A 20607-nucleotide genomic window follows, 5' to 3' on the forward strand; every position below is an offset into this window, starting at 1 on the left:
GGTCGCGGACTTTCCCATCGCCAACGGGAAAGCAGCCGATCGTTGCGACCGGCTGCGTCGTTTCCATTCAATCGTTCACCGTCAAATTAACGTTGTCCTCGCGACCAAACGTCCGTGCGCGGTTATCGCCCTTCGACTACATGGGCGGTAAGCTGACGATTGGCGAAGTCGAAGACGAATTCCACGGTTTCGTTATCCCGTTCCAAGATCAACGCCGACTTCGTCGAAGACCCGCTTCGGGGGTAACCGTCGATCGAATACGTCTGGGACAAGGTTCCGTAAGGAGCGACCGCGTAATCGAACGAGCCCCGGAACGGAAATACGAACGTCCGCCGGTAAAGGCCGTTCCCCTTATAGTACATGCGGGTCGTCTCGCTGTTGGAATCGTAATTGATCGCGCCGACCTGATGCTGGAAGCTGCCGTATAAAACGACGCGCGCCGGAAGCTTGACGCCGGTCTCGGGATCGAAGTCGTTCGCCGCGCCGAAGGGAGCGTTCGGAATCGGATTGCTTGCCCGGCCCCGGAGATCTTCCTCCGACTGCCAAAGCCGCTTGATCGTCTCTTCCTGACCGAATCCGAGCGGACAGCCGGCGCCGGGGCGATTGGCTTGATAAACGTCGGCGGCCGCTTCGCCTTCGCCGCTTGCCGGCATCGGGATCCGGCAGCTGCCCAACGTTCTGCGGACCGGCATTTGCAAATACGCATGGATGTTGGTTACGGCCGTCCATTTGAAGGCATACTCCAAGAATCGGTCGCGGCTCTCCGCGTCCTGCGAGGCAAACCACGCAATCTGGTCGTACCCCCACCATTCCATCCAAGCTCGGCGTTCGTCCGGAATGCCGTCGCTTTCGCTGAAGAACTTCCCTCCCCAATTATCGAGCTCCATCAGCATCGGCAAGGAATCGCAGCTCCAGCCGCTCGGCGTTACGCCGCCTTCGCTGAACCCCTCTTGCACCAGCGCGAGCTTGTCTCCCGTCCGATCCAAGATCGGCATCCGCGAATAGGGCATGGAATGAAAGTCGAACAGAAGCTCGCCGTTGATATTGACCCCGTGGGTATGCGCATCGAGCAGCACGATGCCGCGCCTCGCATGGACGCCGGCGTAGTCCCTGATCTTCCGGAACAAGGCGGTCGTCTGCCGAAACCCGTCGTCTTCGGCGGTATACAAATGGACTTGTCCCATATGGATCGCCTCGTACCCGGCATCGATATAACGCACCGCCCTGTAATAGAACCATAGCTGCGCCTCCAGCTTGTTCAAGTTCGGAATGCCGCCGTCCCCATCCCACACGAATCCCTGCGGCTTCGAATCGAACAGCATGTCCGCGTAACGGAACGTACGCCGTTCGACCGGCAATCGAAACGCCTCGAACACCCAAACCGGGATGTCGATGCGCTCCACGCCGCTGAAAACGGCTTCAAAAATGCACGTCTGCAGCATAATGTCCGGGTCGACCGCATGCACGCGTTCCGCAAGCGCCCGAGAGTTCCGGAAGTGCGCGTCGTCATCCGGTTCCAGCAGCCACACGCCCGAGGCGCGGCCGAGAAACTTGGCGCCGATATTGCCGATCATTCTGAGATCGTCGTCCAACGTCGCGCTGTTGACCAGATCCGCGGCCGTGACCGCCCGCGAAAGGTAGCTTTCCAACGCGTCGCGAGGAATCGTTCCGTTATACATAGACTGGCTCATAAGGTACCTCCAATAGCGTGATTAGAACTCGAAGAGAAGCGGTTCGCCGCTTTTCTGGTATCGATACCATACTGACGGATACTCCTACTATACCATCTCTCTTATCAAATGCGCGCTATTTTTCGATAAAATAAAATTGTCCCGATGGATCAACGATTGCTTGATCATCGGGACGCCGTGCGGCGAACATGCATACGCCGGGTTAATTCAGAGCTGCGAAAACTTGGCGACCTTCCGCGCGTACCTCTTTTCGATCCCGAGCGCGATCATATGGAGACCGAGAATGTACGCGATGTACGCGAGCAGCGGAAAGAACAGCACCCACCGGTAGATATACAAATTCCCCCGGGACTGTCCGATCAGCCCGCTCCATTCGTTCGTGCGGCTCGCGTATTCCGGATACAGCAAATCTTTGTAGACCAGCGTGCCGCCGACGAAGAGATTAAAGATCGCCAGCTGTCCGAACAAGCCGAGAATCAAGACGATTTCTTGGACGAACAGAATCAGAAGGCTTTCCTGCAGATGCGGCAGCAGATGCGTGCGAATGATCCGCCGGCGTCCGGCCCCGACCGAGCGGGCGGAGAGGATGAACGGCTCCTCGCGGAGCACCGTCGTTTTCGCTTTCACCGTCGATGCCACCGCCGGAATCCCGACCAGCGCCAGTACGGCGGACAGGATCAGGGTCATCTCGAGGGGAGTCGCCGAAGGATCCATCGAGATGCCGGTCATGATCATCCAGACGACGATAAAAATCGGGATGCCGTTCAACATCGTCCAGATCGGCGTCCGGCCGGTCCGAGAGATCCTTCCCGCCCCGTAATAACCAAGCAGCAGCCCCAGCGCCCCGCCCGCGAAAAGGCGAAAGAACGCGACCGATAACGAGGCGATGATCGTATATTTCGCCCCGTCCAGGAGCTTCGCCGCCATGTCGGTCCCGTATTTATCCGTGCCGAACGGGTGGCTTGCCGACGGCGGGAACGGCGGCGCGACCAGCGTGCGGTGACCGGGCTCGCCGACATAATGGGGCGGCACGTTCTCGCTTAGATCGTACGGGGCGGCATATTCGCCGAAGAAGCACGCAACGAGGAAGAGCATCGTGATCGCCAAACCGGTTGCCAATGTTTTATTCATCGCGCGAACACCTTCTCCCACCCGAATAGCAAGGCTCTTACGAGCGCAAACAAAATCGCGTACAGCAGCAGCAGCGTCAAGATCCCGTTCACGACGAGGTTGTATTGGTACAGTTTGAACGTGGTATACGCGTTGGCGAATACGAACGCCGTCACGCCGTTCAAGTTATACAAATATTCGAAAATGAACAAATTCCCGAACAGAATGGCCAAGAATTTATTCGCGTCGGCTTTGATGAAGGGCAGTACGTTAGGCAGCGCATGGAAGAAGATCCTGTAACGCTTCTTCAATCCTCGCGCTTTCGCGGCCATGATGTAGTCCTCGGTCAGCGTCTGGCTCATGTGAAGCGCGACGTTCCGGATCATGTAGCCCGAAGGAACGATGATGGTCGAGAGGAGCGGAAGCGCGACCGCCGGCCGATCCGCGGTTATGCTCGCAACCTGTACGAGAAGCAGTCCGGTCGCCGACGACAACAGGACGATTGCAAACTGCAGCAGCAGCACGATGACGAAATCCGGGAGCACGCCCGTCACGTCCAATAGACGTCTGAGCCGCTTCGCGCGCGACAGCGCAAAATGGATGCCGAGCGCGATGCCCATGGTTAAGCCGACCGCGGCGCCGGTCGCCAAGTAGATCAAAGAAAGCATGAAGCTGCTTCCGATCTGGCGAAAGAACGGTAATTCCTTCTGGCCGGCCAGGCAGCGGAAGCTGTCGCCGTTCGCGATTCCTTCCAAGTAGCGCGCGAGGCTCGTCCATCCTTCGGACCAATGGAAGCGAAGCGAACCGTCGAACGCGCTTTGCTTCAGTACGGCGGGAAACGTCGCAAATGCAAGCACGAACGACAGCGTGCCCAGTAGCATGAAGATGTACCGCGTTACTTTTGTCATGCCGTAACCGAAATCCTTTCCGTCCGATGCTTACGGGCTTATGCGAGGAAGAGGGCTCGTTCATAACACGACGAACCGCGTCCGTTTGTGACGCCAACGGAAGAAGAGCAATCGGAGGCACTTCGGCCGATTGCTCTTCTTCCTATGTCCCGCGGCTACCTATCCCCGGGCTCATCTATCAATGCAACGGTTAATACGCTAGCGTGGACAGACCGTGAATGTGCGACAGGTAGCGCACATCGCTCGCTTTTTTCATCAAGGTGGCCGGGAAGCCTTTCAGTTCGATGCCGCTTTCGCCGATCCAACCGATGCCGTCCTTGCGTCCCAAGCTCGCGAGCGAACCGGAATTAATCGGCTCGAACGCCTTCATCTTCGCGCCTGTGAAGTAAGCGAACAGACTGCTTCCGACATGCTCGCCCATCTGCCAAGACAGCTGCGCGGTCGGCGGATACGGAAGGCCGTTCGGCCCCATGACGGCGGCGCAGTCGCCGGCAAGGAAGACATCCGGGTGCGAGACGGATTGCAAATAAGCGTTGACCGAGGCGCGTCCGTGGTCGACTTCGATCCCGCAGTTCGCCACGAGCGGGCTGCCCTTCACGCCGCCGGCCCACAGCACCGTACCCGCTTCGATGGTCCGGCCGTCCTTCAGGCTGACCGTCGTCCCCGTCGCCTCCGTGATCGTAAGCCCCGTGAGGAAGCGGACGCCGCGCGCTTCGAGGCTCGCGGTCGCGCGGTCGATCAGATCATCGGAGTAGGTGGCGAGAATGCGCGCTTTGGATTCGACGAGATACAAAGCGACGTCCGCAAAGTCGACGCCGTGCGCCCGGCATAGGCCCGGAAGCTCGTCCGCCAGCTCTCCGGCGAGCTCGACGCCCGTCAAGCCGCCGCCGCCGATGACGAACGTCGCGTCCGCTTTGCGTCTCGTTCTCGCGTACGCGGCTATTTTGTCGTTGATATGCCCGTAGATCCGTTTCGCGTCGGCGACGGATTTCAGCGTAAAGCTATGTTCCTCCAGTCCCGGCACGCCGAAGAAATTCGATTCGCTGCCGAGCGCGAGCACCAGCGCGTCATACGTCAACGCGGTTCCGTCCTCCAGATCGACGCGTCGGGCATCCGGATCGATTCCCGTCACCGTGCCGATCCGCAGGTTGATGTCTTTGCCTTTGAACAGATTCGCGAGCGGCAAGGTGACGGCCTTCTCGGCTACGTTGCCGACAGCCAGACGGTGCAGCTCCGTAATGATTTGGTGCGTCTCGTACTTGTTGATGACCGTAATCGCGGCTTCCTCCGGCGAGAAATGCGCGCGGGCGGATATCGCGCCGAGAAGACCGCCGTAACCCGCTCCTAAAATCAAGATGTGCTTGCTCATGTTGTCCCGATCTCCTTGCCGTTAATTTCTTCGTTCGCCTAGAATCGCCAAGTATGCCTGACCGAAGCGAAGCATCCGTTGAAGCTCGGGATCCTTGAGCAATCCCAGCATCCCGAACAGGCCGATCGCGGCCTCTTCCCGTTCCGCGCGTTCGCGGGCTTCGATGGCGGCCGACGCGAGATGCTTGACCGTTGCCTCCATGGGCTTCACGACCTCCCGGATGGCGCCCAGCGTATCCTGTACGAGTACCCGGTCACCCGCCGCTTGTCTCGCCACATCGTAGAACTTCGTCAGCAGCGCCGTCATCTCGGCGAGCTTGGGCAAATGATCGGCCAGCTTGGTCAACGCCTCCTGGACTTCCGGCTTGACGAGTTGATTCAGAATATCCGCGCCATTCGTTTGGGATTGGAGCGCTTCTTGCTTTTCAAGGGTGGATTGTACCACGTCGTTGTTCCTCCTGTTATCTTGCTCGTTCATCGTGCGACATCCATCTCTCCGAAGAATGGAGACGTTCGCTCATATGACCGGACCGCGCTATTTTTGTCTTCAAATAGCGCACGTTATATTCGGATGCCTCGCCCCAAAGCGGAACGCGGCCGCTTACGGGCATGCCAGCCTTTACGAGCGCTTCTACTTTCCTCGGATTGTTCGTGATCAGCGTGACGGGCTTCGTCCGAAACGTTTTCAGCACTTCGATCGCATCGCCGTAATCGCGCGCATCGTCCGCGAATCCGAGCTTCAGGTTCGCGTCCACGGTGTCGTACCCGTTCTCCTGCAGAATATAGGCCAAGGCCTTGCTAAACAATCCGATCCCTCTGCCTTCATGATTGGCCAGGTAGAATAACGCGCCGTTGCCGCTGCCGACGATTTGCTTCATCGACTGCTTCAGCTGATAGCCGCAGTCGCAGCGTTTGCTGCCGAAGATGTCCCTGGTATGGCAAATCGAATGGAAGCGGATCAAAGCTTGCTCCGCCCGTTGCATATCGCCGTACACCAGCACGCTCGATTGCTGCCATTCGGCCAGATTGACGCGGGATAACCGTTCGATGAGGCAGGCGAGGTCCGGCGTCGTTTCGTCCGCGTTCAACCAGGCATACCACGAGAACGCGATCGTTTTCCCATCCAAGTCAATCGGCAGCTTGATCGGCCCGGCCACGTAAATCGCTTTGTTGCCGGTTTGAATAAGGCGAATTTTATCTCGCAGTGCCGAAATCACTTCCGCATCGTACGCTTTCATCGGTTTCTCTTCTCCAACGCCGTTCGAGGTCATCGTTTCTCTTCCTCCAAGACGCGATCCTTAACCGGCAGGAGGTTGTCCTCGATAAACTCGCGATGGACGACCGACCAGGACGGAAGCTGCGGCGCTTTCGCATGAATCTCGAACGGTTCGTTCATGACGATGCCCGGGGCGTCGGTCGCGACTTCGAAGAGCATGCCGCCTTGTTCGCGGTAATAGAAGGCGTTGTAGCGCTGCCGGTTAATGATCGCCGTCGCTTCGAAACCATGATCGACGACCCGTTCGCGGCACTTCCGAAGCTCTTCGTCGTTCCGGGCCCTCCACGCGATATGATGAACGGTTCCGGCGCCTCGATCTCCCCAGGGCATGGGCGATGCGTTGAGGTCGATGTAGTTCCCGAAGTCCCCGGCAGTACGATAACGAACCCATCCGCCTTCCCGACCGACTCTTTCCAGCCCCAGGATAAGCCGCAGCGTCCGCTGCGTGCCGTCCGGATCCGCGCTGTACAGCTTCGCGCCGCCTAACCCTTTGATCGCCTTATCGAACGGAATATCTCCGAGCGGCCACTTGCTTGGCGCTCCCGCTTCTCGCTCCACCATCTCCAGATGCAAGCCGTCAGGATCGGCGAACCGCAAATACGTCTCATCGAAACGCCGCGCGCGCCTGCATGCCACCCCCAGGTTGGCAAGGCGTTCTTCCCAGAATGCCAGGGCGTTCGCGGGAACGGCAAGCGTCGTATAGCCCACTTGACCGCCGCCTACGCTCCCGCGACGGGCGTCCTTGGAAGGGAAGAACGTCAGGGCCGTTCCCGGACGGCCGGCTTCATTGCCGTAATAGAGATGATAGATTTCCGGTGCATCAAAGTTGATGCTCTTCTTCAATAACCGCAGCCCCAACGTCTTGGAGTAAAAGTCCACGTTCAGCTGCGGCGTGCGGATGAAGGACGTGATGTGGTGAATACCTGCTGTCCCAGCCATGTTAGATGCCCTCCGATTCTCCGAGGATGACGACAATGCCTCATCCAGATCACGCATATTCTCATTATGGACGGCCGCGTATCCCGTCCGGCCGAGCCATTTTCCTACCCTTGCCTTGCGGTGTTCCACCACTCCTTCCGCTCGTGCTATTCGTCGCCCTTTGCGAGGCAATCCCAGTATAGTCGAACCTGCGGCGACGAACGTCACCCGATATTAGCTCCTTGAAGCAAAATATTGATGGATTTGCCGACGATGAATCGGCCCTCCGCAGGGCCGCGCTGCCGCTGCGGCAAGTCGAAACGAACCGAAAAAGAGCAACCGGCAGCTAACAAGCTCCGATTGCTCCTTCGAATTTCATGAAGACCTCGGCCGGTCTCTTCTCCCCCGGCGCGACGCTCAGTTATTCACCCGGTCTGCTGCTTACACGTTTGGAACGATAAACGCAATAATGCCAAGACCGATCGACAACCACGCCAGTTTCTTTTTAGGGGTAGCCAGGGCTGCGAGTCCAAGGATAACGGCGATGCTGCCCATCCACACGGACGCATAGAAAAACCCGATCACGGCGACTACGATTCCGATCCAACTCAGCCATTTTCCAACCATTTCATTCATGTCACACATCTCCTTCATTCGTTCCGCGCTATCAAGCGATTGATTTTTGCGAGCTTCCCCAGTATAGAAGAAGAGGCGACTTTTATCGTTACCTAATATTAGCTCCTTCAAGCAAAATATTGATGCGCTATCCGTTGAAACCGATCTCCTTGGACAATTTCAAGCAGTTCTCTTGCAGCGAACGGACCGCTTCGGCCGTTTCGGATGCGTCCATGGTTCCGCTAAGCGCCAAGATCGTAATGGCGGCGATGATGTGGCCGCTTCGGTTGAATACCGGACATGAAAGGCCCACGATTCCGGGCGCTACGGTCGAGTCGCTCCGCGCGTATCCCTTTTCTTTGATTTCCCGGATCTCCTTCTTGAACGCATCCGCGTCCTTCCGGTCTTCTTCCAATTCGCGTTTGATCAAGTTCTCCGTTTCTTCGTTTCGCATAAAAGCCGCGAACACTTTCCCCGAAGATGATTTCGTTACGCCGACTTGCGATCCCACCCTGATGCCGATGCTGATGGGACGTTTGCTTTCGATGCAGCGGACAAAAAACGGACCGTTCATTCCCCATAGCGACAAATACACCGTTTCATGAACGGCATCGTTGATGGCTTTCATATACGGGACCGCCGCCTCGTTAATATCCATCGCCTCGACGGCCCCGAGGCCCAATAAAACCAGTTCGGATCCGAGGGCGTATTTCAAATCCTCCCCTTTTTTCAAGAAGCCGGATCTGCAAAAGCTCGTTAAATAATGATGGAGTTTGCTTTTCGGCATGTCGCAAATTTCGGCAAGCTGCGTGATCGTCAGCGGTCTTTTTGCCGCGGCGATCTTTTTTAATATCGCTAACCCGATTTCCAATGACTGTATGCCCTGACCTTTTATTTCCTGCGACATCGATGGATTCTCCTCTATATTCGACTATGTATCCGCTTAAAATTGTAAAACCTTCCATAGGATCGGCGCTTCTTTACTTCGGCGTTTGCGCGCTGTTAAGATATATTATATATCACTCACTAAATATTAAACAAAATAGAGCGAACATTTGATACGCTGCTAATTTGAACAAAAGAAAGTCATGCGGTGAACGAAACGCTAGCATGCATTCGAACCCGCATCCGGCAACTTGGAGGAAAATGAAAATGATTCTGCAGAAGCTCGCGGACAATACGTTCAATTATAGGAGAGCCGTAACCTTCCAGTCCCGCAAACCCGCCGCTTTGATTCAAACGGCCGGCGTACGGAGTCCCGGCATGAAGGCGCTGATCGTCGATGGCGAACGGCCTGCCCGGGAAGCCGTTATTCGGTTCGTGGAATGGGAGCGACACGGCATCGGGGAGGTATTCGAGGCAGCGGACGGCGGGTCGGCCAGAAGAATGATCCGGGAGCATCGGCCGGAATTGATCCTGGTGGACATGACGATGCCGGGAATGGACGGCATTGAACTGCTGCGTTGGATCAAGGAACAGCTGCCTTCCGCTAAAACCATCATGATGAGCGGATATCCGGATTTCCGGCTCGTCCGGCGCGCGATGAGGGCCGGAGGCTCGGATTATTTGCTTAAACCCATCCAAGAGACAGACATTCGGAACGCCGTCCATCGGGCCGTTCAGCTGTGGAAGCACGAAGCCGATTGGCGCAGGCAGCAGGGCGGCCTTCATATCGAGATCAACCGGCTCAAGCCGATATGTTGGGAGAAGATGTTCAGCCAGCTGATTCGGCATCCGGAAGATCACCACCGGCACCTTCCCGAAATTCGGCGCGAATTCTCGGCATTCGGCGCCATGACCGCGTGCAGATGCTCCGTACTCAGCCTGGAGCAGATCGATGCGTCCATTCGGCGCGAATTCGACAAGCATCACGACCTGCTGTTCTTCGCGCTCACCAACGTGTGCAACGAGATTCTGCGCCGGTCGCGGTCGGGATTCGCCTTTCGTTATTGGTCGAGCGAGAATGAAATCGTGATTCTCCATTGGCATGCGCCGGAGCAGGCGGAGAGGATCATCCGGAAAATCAATCAGTGCTTGCATCAGGCGCTGGGCGCCAGGTTTGACATTGGCATCGGCACGACCAAGAAGTTCCACCATGAAGTCAGGCATGCCTATCTGGAGGCCAAGGCCGCTCTGCATCGGCGTTATGCCGAACCGGCGGAAGACCGCGTTTATGTTCTCGAAATCGTTCCGGACCGAAGCGCGATGGCAGATATCCGGAACTATATCCAAACGCACTATTTTACCGATATATCGCTCCAGCAACTATCGAACCGGTTTCATTTTAGCCGGGAATATATCTCGCGGCGGTTCAAACAAGATTTCGGCGTGAACTTATCGGATTATTTGGGGGACATCCGGATCGACAAGGCCAAGCAATACTTAGCCCATTCTTCCTTGAAAGTCTCGCAGATCGGCGAGATGGTCGGCTACCCGGATATGAAATATTTCAGCAAGGTGTTCAAAACCAAAACCGGCTGCTCCCCCTTAAGCTATCGGAGCGCCCTCGTGCACGAGAATGGGAACAAGCCGCACTGCTAATCGATGATCGCCGGTCGCCTGCTCAAGGCCGCCGGCGCTTTTTACGTTCCTCTTATAACGTGCTGAGCCGGAGCTCATAAAAATACTGCACGCTCGGATGTTTCAGCTTGATCGTCTCGCGCATGTTCAAGATCCGCTTCTTCCCGATCCGTCTGTCCACCAGGGCTAGAATATTCGCTATAATCTCCTTGCTCTCCAGGCTTTCCTCGATCGAACGGGCCAAAAACTTCGTGGCTTCCGCATGAAAATTCGATTTGCTTAACGTCGACTGCGCGGCCATCAGCTCTTTCGCGAGTTCCGTTCGTCTTCGTCCCCTCGCGATGACTTCGAGCCGTTCCTCCGGAACCGGCCCCTTGGCATCTTTCCTGACCGCCTCCAATTCGTCGCGATGGATCGGAATGTGAATCGACGGGTCATGCTTGATCTCCAGCTCCGATTGGTACCATCGGATCGAAGTCGTCGCATCGTTCATATTGAGCACGTTCTTTTTATCGACCGCGATATTGCAAAGTCCTGCTTTATCCGGTAGATAGCGGTAGCTGGTTGCGAGATAGTCGACCCTCCCGATTAAGGCCGGACTGAGAAAACTCTCCAATTGTTGCTTCAATTTGCTCCAGGACATGGAATCCTCCTCTGCACGACATGAATTCTACCTCATCAGGGCGTCCTTCCATTATAGCCATCATACAATAACGAACGCCTAAATGAATAACCGGAGACTGGATCCGCTCGGGAGTTCGCCAGGCATCGCATCAATAAAAGCAGCCGGTCATCTAAAGAGACCGGCTGCCTGCTCGTTATGACTGACGTTCGTTTTCCTCTTGCATGCCATCCTAGGCATTCACCAGAAAATAAAGAATACGCACGCAGCGGCCCGTGCTTAATGCAGGCGAATCCGCCGCGATGCGAATGTCGACCGTATGTCCGCCGGGTACCAATCCGTCCGTCAGCAGTACGATTTTCGGCCGGTAAAACGCCGTGCATCGCGAATCAAAGAGCCGCATCGGCTCGTAACGCCCGCCATCGATCGCGAATTCGATGTCGCCGAGGTCCATGCCGGCCAACACCGCGATGCCCACCGCGGTACCATGGAAACGCAATCTGAAAGCCGCTCCGGCCGTATCCCCGATCAAGGCCTCGCCAGGCAGCTTCCAATAACAGACATGCTCGAATCGCCATGGCTGCTCGTGCCTCCAGCCGGGCGCGCTCGCCGCCGTACCGGGCGGAAGCAGTCCGGCATGCTCGTAGCACGACGGTTCCAAGGGCTCCGGCAGGCCTGCGGTCTCGTCCTGATCCGCATCATCATCCTCTCGATACCCGAGCGTTTCGTGCAGAAACGTTTCAACCAAGCCGCCGTACAGGCCGAAGCCCGCGTCGTGGGGATGCACCTCATCCGCGCTGTAATCCTCCCATCGCAGCTCGCCGGCCGCGATCCCCTCGTAGATGCTCCGCGCGATCGAGAGGGACGGAATGCCGTAATGCGCCGCGACTTCCTCATAGTGCCCGATCGCGGGCTGGAGCCTGCCCTGTTCCCCGAACAGCCGCAAGCCGGCCGTATTCGGCGAGTAAATGAACCCGATCGCCATCCGCGGATTCGACCGCTTGGCCTGCCGCACGATGCCTTCCATGGCGCGGACCGAGGCCGTCCGGTCGCCGGCGTCGTTCACCGCGAATTCGACGAACAACAAGTCGACCGGTCCTTGCTTAAGGACATGCTCCCGGAAACGATAGGCCCCATAGACCGAATCCGTTCCGCCGACGGCCGCATTCACGAACGTAAAGGCAACCTCAGGATACCGGCTCGCCAAATATTGACCGGTCAGCGCGCGATAGCTATAGCGCTCCGCGTCCGAGGCTCCGGCGCCTTCCGTGACCGAGCCGCCGATAAAGGCGACCTTGAACGTCCGCGCGCCCGCGCGCAGCTTCTTGGCCGCATGAGCCAAGCCGCCGCGCAGGTGATAGTGAACTCTCATCTCTTCTCCTCCTAGGTCCCGGAACTGGTGAATCTCCGCGAAAAAAGGACGGTTCCGGGATCCGCGGGGATCCCGGAACCGCCCTCTGCCTACGCTTGCTTCGCCACGGACTCGTTCACCGTAACGACCATGACTTCGCTGGAAGTCGTCCCTGCATCGTTCTCGATCTCGCACCGATACTCGTAGATGCCGGCCGGCCGGCCCGCGATCGGCGTCGTAGCCGATTGCGCCTGCGGCGTTTGGCCCGCGAGCGTCTGCGTATCGATCAGCACGCCGTTCTCGTACAGCCGGTAGGTCGCGCCGTTCGTGCCCCACCATAGGTTCATGTTCACGCTGTAGCTTCCGTCGCCGTCCCAATTGTCATTGGCGAGCACCGGTTCGGCCGGCTCCGCTTGCGTGACGTTTACGGTCAATTCGTCGCTGCGCGTCGTGCCGTAAGCGTTGGCAAGCTCGGCATAGTAGCGGTACGCGCCGTTCTTCCTGCCGCTTACGGACGTGACGGCGGATTGCGGGTTCGGCGAATCGTCGGCGAGCGTTTGCGTGTCGATCAGCACGTCGTTCTCGTACAGCTTGTAGACGCCGCCGTTATTGCCCCACCACATATTCATGCTGATCGTATAGCTCCCGTCCGGAATGCCCGTATCGTATCCGTTATCGCTCGACAGGATCGGTTTTCCCGGCACGCCCGCGCTTTTCGGGGCAATGTTCGCCACCGCGGCCGTAACCGTTCCCGGATTGCCGGCTTGGTCTACGAACGCGAACGTAAACTCGCCGTTGCTTTGGAACGTATAGCTGTCGGAGCCTCCGTTGTTGGTGACCGTGACTTGCTCGCTTGGCGCGATCGTCGCGACCACGCTGCCGGAGGTCGGCGCTGCGGTGCTGTAACCGACTTCCGCCGTCGGCGCGGTCCGATCGATCGGAACGGTTAACGTTCGGGCTTCTTCCACGTTCCCCGCGCCATCCGTCGAGCGATAGCGAATGACGGTTGAACCGTCTTGATCGACCGTGAACGGGTTCTCGTAAGGCTGCCAGTTTACCCCGTTATCCAGACTGTACTCGCTTCCCGCCGCGCCCGGCTTGTCGTCCTCCGCCGTCAACGTTACGCTGACCGGCTGGACATACCAGCCGTTTTGTCCGTCCGGCTGCGCCGGAGACAGCGCGGCCGTCGTCACGGGCGCCGTCGTGTCAGGCGATTCGATACTCCCGATCGCGATCGGCGAAAGCGGCGTCGACCCGTAAACTTCGAAATACCCTTCGTCCTGAATCGGATTGTTCGTGTCCGTCCAGTTGACGACTTCGGTCCCGTCCACGTTCATGATCACTTGCACGCCTTCGTGCGTATCGATGGCTCCCAGCTGCACCGTATGCCAGATGCCGCTTTGCAGAAACGTATTCGGTATGCTCTGCACGATCAGGTTCGTGCCGTTCCACTTCTGCACTTCGATAACGGCCGTCTTGACCACGATCAAGTACTGGCTGTTCGCTTCCCATGCCGGCTTGCTCGTATTGGTCGCGCGTATGCCGAACCCCTGCAGGCCGTTGGACGTATCGAGCTTCGCTTTGAACCGCACCAGCTCGTTGTGCTTGATTTTGGCGCCCGCGTAACCGAAGACCGTCCGAGCCGTCGCCGGCGTAAACACCAGGCCGTCGTCCGAGAAATTCAAGCTGCCCGGGTCGGCGTCCCAGCCCGCTTGATCGGCGAGCATGTCATTGACGTCGACGGTCACGGTCGCGTCCAAATTGCGGGACGACCGAAATGCGGAGATTGCGGTATTCAGCGTACGCACCGCGGCGTCGACCGCATCCTCCGACGCGTTCGAATCGGCCGAAACCGCCGTCGCACTTTGGACGGCGGACAGCAATTCCGCTTTCGCGCCCGCGGGATACTGGCCGGGTTCGCTTCCTTCCGCCGCTCCCGCATAAAGCGCCTGCGCCGTGGAGATCGCGGCGTTCAGCTTCGTTTTGTCCACGTACAGGCCCGGGGGCGTCAATCGCGTTTTGAATTCGTCCGCGAACATGTCGTCGACGTACAAATCCGCGAGCGAGGTGCCCGTCTGGACATACAGGTTGGCGGCGGTAATCGGCGCTGCCAGATTGAACGTATAGGTGCGGGTCAATTGCGTCCATGCCGTCGCATTGATCGGGTTCGACGCCAGCTGGATCCAGGACGTTTGGCCTCCGCTTACGACTTCGAGCACCATGTAGGCCGAATCGGTGCCGGAACCCAATTTCGTAAAGGCGGAAAACGTATATGTTTTGCCGTTTTGTATCGGCAGATTCTGTCTCGCGCTGTTGGATGCGCCGGTGCGGTTGAAGACCTTCAGCGAAGCCGTGCCGCTGTGGGAATCCGAGGCGGCCGCAATCGAGCCTCCGGCCGCGTGCCACCCGGCCGTGCCTTGTTCGAAGCCGGGATTCGAGACCAAGTTCGTCGGGCTGCACGAGCTTCCGTAGCCGTTGAAGTTGCATCCCGGGACCCAATCGTATTGCCCGAATTCATAAGCGCCCTGATCCGGCGCCGCGCCGCTGTAGCCGTCCGTGATGCCCGGCACGACGGCTCCCGCGTTAATGGCGGGCGACCCGGTCTGCAAGTGAAAATTCGACGCGGTCTCGTCGACGAACAACGGATTCGCCGCGGGCAACAGATTGTTCAGGAACGCCGATCCGCCCGGCATCGGATCCGTCGGCCCGCGGAATATATTGTTCTGCACGACGGTGTCCGCCGAGTTGACGACGCCCGCGGAACCGATGCTTTTCGTCTGGCCGCCTCCGAGCGTGTTGTTGTACACTTTGTTGCCTTGGCTTTTGCCGGTCGTCAAGCCGTTCAAGATCATGCCCGCGCCGTTATTGTTCCACGACACGTTATGATGGATCAGGAATTGCGACGCGCCGTTGTCGATATAGATGCCTACGCCGCCGCCGGATTTGTCGTCGTGCACCCAGTTGTGGTCGATGCTGGATCCGGTTCCGAGCGTGGAGCCGCAGCACGTGTAGAAGCCGCCCAGATCGTTGGCGATCAAGCCGTAATTGTAGATGTTGTTATACGCGACCTTATTGCGCAAGCCTCCGCCGATCATCCCGTCGCGGCCGGTATTATAGATCGTGTTGTACGTCGCGGTCACGTCGACGCCGGCTCCCAGGAACCGGATCGGCGCATTGTAGGTGCCGGCGTAATCGACGTCGTGAATCAAATTGTTCGTAATGACGTTGAACCGGCCGATCTGCGCGACGCCATTGCCCGCGCTGTAGGCGATCGTGCTGTTCTTGAGCGTGTTCGTCAACCCGTCCATGATGATGCCGGTATCGTAGTTATGCGACGCGTAAGGACCGTTCCGCGGATCGTCGGGAATCTCGATATAATGCGAGGGATACTGCGCGTTGATGCCGTCGATCACGTTGTTTCTGCTTGCGCTGTCCGTGAATATCGTCGTCGCGAACAACCGGAAGCCTTTGATTTGCACGAACAAACGGCCGGCAAGGTCGAACCCGTATTGGCGCTGCTTGACCTGGACCGTATGCGCGGACGGATCGGTATTGTCGGACGTTCGCAGGTAGAGCGTCTGCGAGCCGCTATCATAGTGAAATTCGGAGGGCGCGTCCAGGAAGGCCAGCGAACCGAAGAGGAAATACCGGCTGCCGGGCTTCGAGCACAGACTCGCGCAGCCGGCCATCGGCTGATTGAACGTAAAGGAGCCGGGCGAGCTCGCCGAGATCGTGCCGGAATGCGCCGTAAATTGAGCGCCCCCCAAGATCCATACCTTCGCGCCGGTCAAATCCAGATCCGGCAGATGGGAATCGTACACCGTCTCGGTCGCGGTCCCCGTCGTCGTCGTGTTCGCCTCGGCTGCCGCCAACGTCGGGTACATCAGCTGACCGCTCGTATTGGGCCAGCGGGCCTGCGTCATCATGCTGCCGTCCACGAACAATTGATTGGCGAACAACGCCGGGTTCAAGGCGATGTTCGTCTGATAGATGTCGCTGCTCCCGCTCTTCAGCGTCCATCCGGACGTCACGATATCCGTGCCGTCTACGGTCACGCTTTCGTTCTGGTAAGGCTGGAACGTGATCGGCGCCGCGGCCGTGCCGGAGGCGGCCGGCTTGACCGTTTCCCGGTAAACGCCTTCGCGAACGGCGCACGTATCTCCGGGAGCCGCGATGCTGGCGCATTTCTGAATCGTCAGAAAGGGGCCGGTCGAGCCGGATACGAAGTCCGCGGCAGTTCCGTTCCAAGCGTCGTTCCCGTTCTTCGCCACATAATAAACGGTCGGAGACGCCTCGGCGTCCTCGCTTGCAAAAACAAACCCCGAAAGCAGCATTGCGCCCGCCAGCATCAAAATAAACCCGATTCTCGGCAATTCGAATTTCGGTAAGCGCTTTCTATTTGTTGCTGAGCCGCTTCCTAAACCTGTTGCCTTCATCAACGCTTCCTCCTTTGTGGTGTCGCGTCCTGCCTGTTCGGCGATGCGCGATTGCATCCGCCTAGAAACGGGCATTCGTTCGGGATGCGGTACTCCCGCAAGCAAACGAATGTCCGTCCTCCCGCTAGGCGGCCGTCATGATTTGCCGTTCTTCGCGGCCCAAGCCGCGAGCTGCTTGTTCATCTCGGCTTGAATCTTGTCGCTGCCCGCTTTCTTCAGCGCGTCCAGATACTTCGGGAGCACCTCGTTCGGATCGGCCGTTCCCGTCTCCAGCGGAACCGCGTATTCCGCCTGCACGGCGGCGACGGCGGCGACCTCCGTCTTCAAGCTCGAGTCGTCGAACTTGAAGCCGTTGATCGGGTGAATCGCGGCCTGCTCGTTCAACCGCTTCGTCTGCTCGAAGACGTCGGCCGGCTGGCCCGGACGCAGCAGTCCGTTGAACTGGTTGCCGAACACCCAATCCACGTTCGGCGCGTACGCCGAATTCTCGACGGGCGCGTACACGCCGTTCGCCACGGTGTAATGCTTGCCTTCGATGCCGTAGCAGAGCAGATCGTACAGCTTCTTGTCGTTGTTGACGAGCTCGAGCAGCATGAGCGCCCGCTCCGGATTCTTCGATGCCTTGCTGATGGCGTTCATCGACGTCGTGACCCCGGTGAAGAGCGGATCGGTGATGGCTTTCCGGACGACTTCGTTCCCGCCGTTCTTGGCCGGATAGCCCGCTTCGCCGCCCGGCTTGAAGGTCACGTCCGTCATGACCGCGATGTTGCCCTTCGCCATCAATTGATTGAAGTCCTTGACCGTCGCGAGGTCCGGGTAGATGTAGCCCTTCCGGTACCAGTCGTGCATGAGATCCAAGTAGGCTTTGTACTCCGGCGTCTCGCGTTTGTCCACGCTCTTGTACGGATCGTTCTTGTAGTACGTGACCGGGCCGTAATCCAGCAGGTTCCCGTCGATCGGGCCGTTGTTGCCGGCTTGGAAGGCGAACGGCACGACGTCCGGCTCGTTCTTCTTGAGCGTCTCCAGGAACGGCGCCAGGTCGGCTTCCGTCTTCACGCTGCCGATATCGAACTTGTACTTGTCGACGAACCGCTTCTGGAAGACGAAGCCGAAGGACGTGGCCGCGACCTGATAGCTCGGCACCGCATAGATTTTGCCGTCCGAATCCGCTTTCACGTCGTCCCAGAATGCCGCCGGCATGAGGCTGCCGAGCGTCTGCGGCGCGTACTTCGGCAGCAGGTCGTCGATCGCCAGGAAGGCGCCCTTCTTGACGTTCTCGTTATACTTGAGCAGCCAGGCCCCCGTCGTCCATACGATGTCCATCTTCTCGTTGGACGCGATGGTCACGTTCATCTTCTGATCGTAGCTGCCGAAATCGACCGGTTTCAGCCGTACCGTGGCGTTCAGCTTGGTGTTGTCCTTCAAGTATTGATTGACCGCGTCCTCGACGTCCTGCTGGCCCGGCTGCTGCGCGCTTACCCCGTAATACCAGGTCAGCTCGACCGGCGGAAGCGCTTCGTCCTCCGCGTTTGCGTCCGGGGCCGGGGCGTTCGCGGCCGTACCGTTGTCCGCGGGCGCGTTCGCGGCCTTGCCGTTGTCCGCGGGCGCGTTCGCGGCCCCCCCGTCGTTTGATTTGCCGCTGCAGCCCGTGATCGCCATCATCAGTACGACCGCGAACAACGAGAGATGGATTGCCTTCTTCTTCAACCGCCTCATCTGTATGAAACCTCCCTTATATATGCAGTGCTTGTATGAAAATAATAACATGGAGAACAATCGCCCGGGCGTTCCTTCCCTCCTTCCGTTTGGCTCGCCCTCTCCGTTATTAGACCCACCCGAATGGCGGTTTGCCGGCAAGCGGCCTTTCCGGGACCGGCCGTCAGCCCTTGAGCGAGCCGACGGTCAACCCCTGCACGAAATAGCGCTGGAAGAACGGAAAGACGAGCATCATCGGCCCGGCGGCCAGCACCACCATCACCATGCGCGCGGACATCGTCGGGAACTGGCTGGCGTCGAGATCCGGAATGCCGAGCAAAGCCAGGTTCTGCGTCAGCACCTCCATGCTGTTCAGCATGCGGACGAGCAGCAATTGCAGCGGAACCAGACTCGGATTGTCGATGAACAACAGCGCGTTGAACCATTCGTTCCAATACCCGAACGCGATCAGCAGGCCGATCGTCGCGAGCGCCGGGGTGGACAGCGGGATGATGACGGTGAAGAAGATCCGCCGCTCCCGGGCGCCGTCCATCTTGGCCGACTCGATGATTTCCATCGGGATTTTCGCGAAGAAGCCTCTTAGAATCATGACGTTCCACGCGCTGAGCAGCCCCGGCAGAATCATCGCCCACAGCGTGTCCTTGGCGTGCAGGTACTGCGTCATCAGCATATAGAACGGGACGAGGCCTCCGCTGAACAGCATCGTGAAGAACACGTAGAAGCTCGTGACGTTCTTGTATTTGTAGTCCGGCCGGGAGATCGTATACGCCATCATCGCCGTCATCAGCAATCCGGCGGCCGTGCCGATCGCCGTCACGAGCGCCGTCACTCCGTAAGCGCGGAGAATGACATCCGGCACCTTGAAGATATACCGATAGGCGGTCAGCACGAACGTATCCGGTATGAACCGGTAGCCGTTCCGGGCAAGCGATGCTTCGCTCGTGAACGAAACCGAGAGGACCAACGCGAACGGGATGACCATGAGCAGGCTTAATCCGATAAAAAACAGGTTGATGACGGCGGCCGTCTTCTTGCTGTAACCCAAGCGGGCACCTCCTAGAACAGTGCGTTCTCGTGATTGATTTTGCGAACGACGTAGTTGGCGGCGAGCACGAGGACGAACCCGACGACGGATTGATAGACGCCCGCCGCCGAGGACATGCCGATGTCGCCGAGCATCCGCAGGGACCGGAACACGTACGTATCGATGATGTCCGTGGTCGGCAGCGCGAAGGACGAATCGTTCGGAACGAAATAATGCAGGCCGAAATCGCCCCTGAACATATTGCCGATCGCCAGAATCAGCATGATGGTCATCAGCGGCAGCAGCAGGGGCAGCGTGATTTTCCGCACCATCTGAAGCTTCGAGGCCCCGTCGATGCGGGCCGCTTCGTAATAATCCTGATTGATGCCGAGCAGCCCGGCAAAATAAATCAGCGTCGCGAAGCCGATGCTCTTCCACTCGTGCGCGATGACCAGGATGTACGGCCACGGACCCGATTCGAAGTACCACTTATGCGGCGCGAGTCCGACGTAACCGAGCAGCTGGTTCAGATAGCCCGACGTATTGTCGAGGAGCGCCAGCGCGATGTACCCGACCACGACCCACGACACGAAATACGGCAGGAAGAGCACCGTCTGGTGCAGCTTGACCCAATTCTTCCCCACGTGGGTCAGCAGGATGGCGAGCGTCACGGCGATCAGCATGCCGACGACGATGTACGTCAAGGAATAGAGGACGGTGTTGCGCGTGATGCGCCAAGCGTTCTCGGAGGCGAACAGAAACTCGAAATTTTTGAAGCCGACCCATTCGCTGCCCAGGATGCCCTCGTCGTAACGGTAATTCTTGAAGGCGATCAGGATGCCGAACATGGGCACGTACGAGAAGATGAAGAGATAAATCAAGCCCGGCACGGACAAGCTGAACAGCTCGCCGTGCTTGAACCGCCCCTTGCGCTTCTCGCGAACGACAATCTTTTGCGCCGGCGGATGATGCAGCTCCGCTTCTTTGGTGATCATGCGCGTTCTTCTCCTTTCCGTCTGCTTGCTCGTTTCATAGCCCCATTTTGGCGAAAA

At 58.3% G+C, this 20607-nt stretch carries 16 protein-coding genes; 1 reads left to right on the plus strand and 15 read right to left on the minus strand.

The genetic code is table 11. The features are described from left to right. Positions 1–122: 122 nt before the first annotated feature. The 9 genes from BMZ79_RS20870 to BMZ79_RS35615 form a co-directional block, all read right to left on the minus strand. Positions 123–1691, minus strand: coding sequence for a hypothetical protein (locus BMZ79_RS20870; protein ID WP_143089014.1), 1569 nt, complete (start codon positions 1689–1691; stop codon positions 123–125). Between the two features lie 207 nt (positions 1692–1898). Beyond that, positions 1899–2822 carry an ABC transporter permease gene (locus BMZ79_RS20875; protein ID WP_090643310.1) on the minus strand — a complete coding sequence of 308 codons (924 nt, stop codon included), beginning with the start codon at positions 2820–2822 and terminating at the stop codon, positions 1899–1901. Then, positions 2819–3709 (minus strand): ABC transporter permease subunit, encoded by an 891-nt coding sequence (locus BMZ79_RS20880; RefSeq protein ID WP_090643313.1) that lies wholly within the window; start codon positions 3707–3709, stop codon positions 2819–2821. The genes BMZ79_RS20875 and BMZ79_RS20880 overlap by 4 nt, the downstream gene beginning before the upstream one ends. A gap of 190 nt (positions 3710–3899) precedes the next feature. Continuing rightward, the gene (locus tag BMZ79_RS20885; RefSeq protein WP_090643315.1) at positions 3900–5078 is read right to left on the minus strand and encodes an NAD(P)/FAD-dependent oxidoreductase; all 1179 of its coding nucleotides are present in this window, start codon (positions 5076–5078) and stop codon (positions 3900–3902) included. Positions 5079–5099: 21 nt separating this feature from the next. Next, complete coding sequence (locus tag BMZ79_RS20890) at positions 5100–5555, minus strand: DUF1641 domain-containing protein (RefSeq protein WP_090643318.1); 456 nt, start codon at positions 5553–5555, stop codon at positions 5100–5102. After that, positions 5539–6315, minus strand: coding sequence for a GTP cyclohydrolase II (locus BMZ79_RS20895; protein ID WP_090643606.1), 777 nt, complete (start codon positions 6313–6315; stop codon positions 5539–5541). Before BMZ79_RS20895 ends, BMZ79_RS20890 begins: the two co-directional genes overlap by 17 nt. Positions 6316–6344: 29 nt before the next feature. Then, positions 6345–7292 (minus strand): VOC family protein, encoded by a 948-nt coding sequence (locus tag BMZ79_RS20900; protein WP_090643321.1) that lies wholly within the window; start codon positions 7290–7292, stop codon positions 6345–6347. Positions 7293–7712: 420 nt separating this feature from the next. Next, positions 7713–7907 (minus strand): hypothetical protein, encoded by a 195-nt coding sequence (locus BMZ79_RS20905; RefSeq protein ID WP_218154744.1) that lies wholly within the window; start codon positions 7905–7907, stop codon positions 7713–7715. A 127-nt stretch (positions 7908–8034) separates the two neighbouring features. After that, on the minus strand, positions 8035–8793 hold the full coding sequence (locus BMZ79_RS35615; RefSeq protein ID WP_090643323.1) for an IclR family transcriptional regulator: 759 nt from the start codon (positions 8791–8793) through the stop codon (positions 8035–8037). A gap of 245 nt (positions 8794–9038) precedes the next feature. Between BMZ79_RS35615 and BMZ79_RS20915 the strand changes: the two genes are divergently transcribed. Next, positions 9039–10427 (plus strand): response regulator, encoded by a 1389-nt coding sequence (locus BMZ79_RS20915; protein ID WP_177222245.1) that lies wholly within the window; start codon positions 9039–9041, stop codon positions 10425–10427. A gap of 52 nt (positions 10428–10479) precedes the next feature. On the opposite strand, the gene BMZ79_RS20920 is transcribed toward BMZ79_RS20915, so the two are convergent. The 6 genes from BMZ79_RS20920 to BMZ79_RS20945 all read right to left on the minus strand — a co-directional run bounded on the left by BMZ79_RS20920 (position 10480) and on the right by BMZ79_RS20945 (position 20550). After that, positions 10480–11049, minus strand: coding sequence for an SF0329 family protein (locus BMZ79_RS20920; RefSeq protein WP_090643329.1), 570 nt, complete (start codon positions 11047–11049; stop codon positions 10480–10482). Positions 11050–11260: 211 nt separating this feature from the next. Next, positions 11261–12400, minus strand: coding sequence for an SGNH/GDSL hydrolase family protein (locus BMZ79_RS20925; protein WP_090643332.1), 1140 nt, complete (start codon positions 12398–12400; stop codon positions 11261–11263). An 89-nt stretch (positions 12401–12489) separates the two neighbouring features. Next, the gene (locus BMZ79_RS20930) at positions 12490–16650 is read right to left on the minus strand and encodes a carbohydrate binding domain-containing protein (protein WP_256252923.1); all 4161 of its coding nucleotides are present in this window, start codon (positions 16648–16650) and stop codon (positions 12490–12492) included. 300 nt (positions 16651–16950) lie between these two features. Then, entirely contained in the window at positions 16951–18531 is a 1581-nt protein-coding gene (locus tag BMZ79_RS20935) for an ABC transporter substrate-binding protein (protein ID WP_177222247.1), read from the minus strand. 163 nt (positions 18532–18694) lie between these two features. Beyond that, positions 18695–19513, minus strand: coding sequence for a carbohydrate ABC transporter permease (locus BMZ79_RS20940; protein ID WP_090643611.1), 819 nt, complete (start codon positions 19511–19513; stop codon positions 18695–18697). A 74-nt stretch (positions 19514–19587) separates the two neighbouring features. Next, positions 19588–20550, minus strand: coding sequence for an ABC transporter permease (locus BMZ79_RS20945; RefSeq protein WP_090643337.1), 963 nt, complete (start codon positions 20548–20550; stop codon positions 19588–19590). Positions 20551–20607: the final 57 nt, after the last annotated feature.

The sequence above is a fragment of the Paenibacillus sp. UNC496MF genome (assembly GCF_900113915.1).
GTDB classification, from domain to species: domain Bacteria; phylum Bacillota; class Bacilli; order Paenibacillales; family Paenibacillaceae; genus Paenibacillus_Z; species Paenibacillus_Z artemisiicola.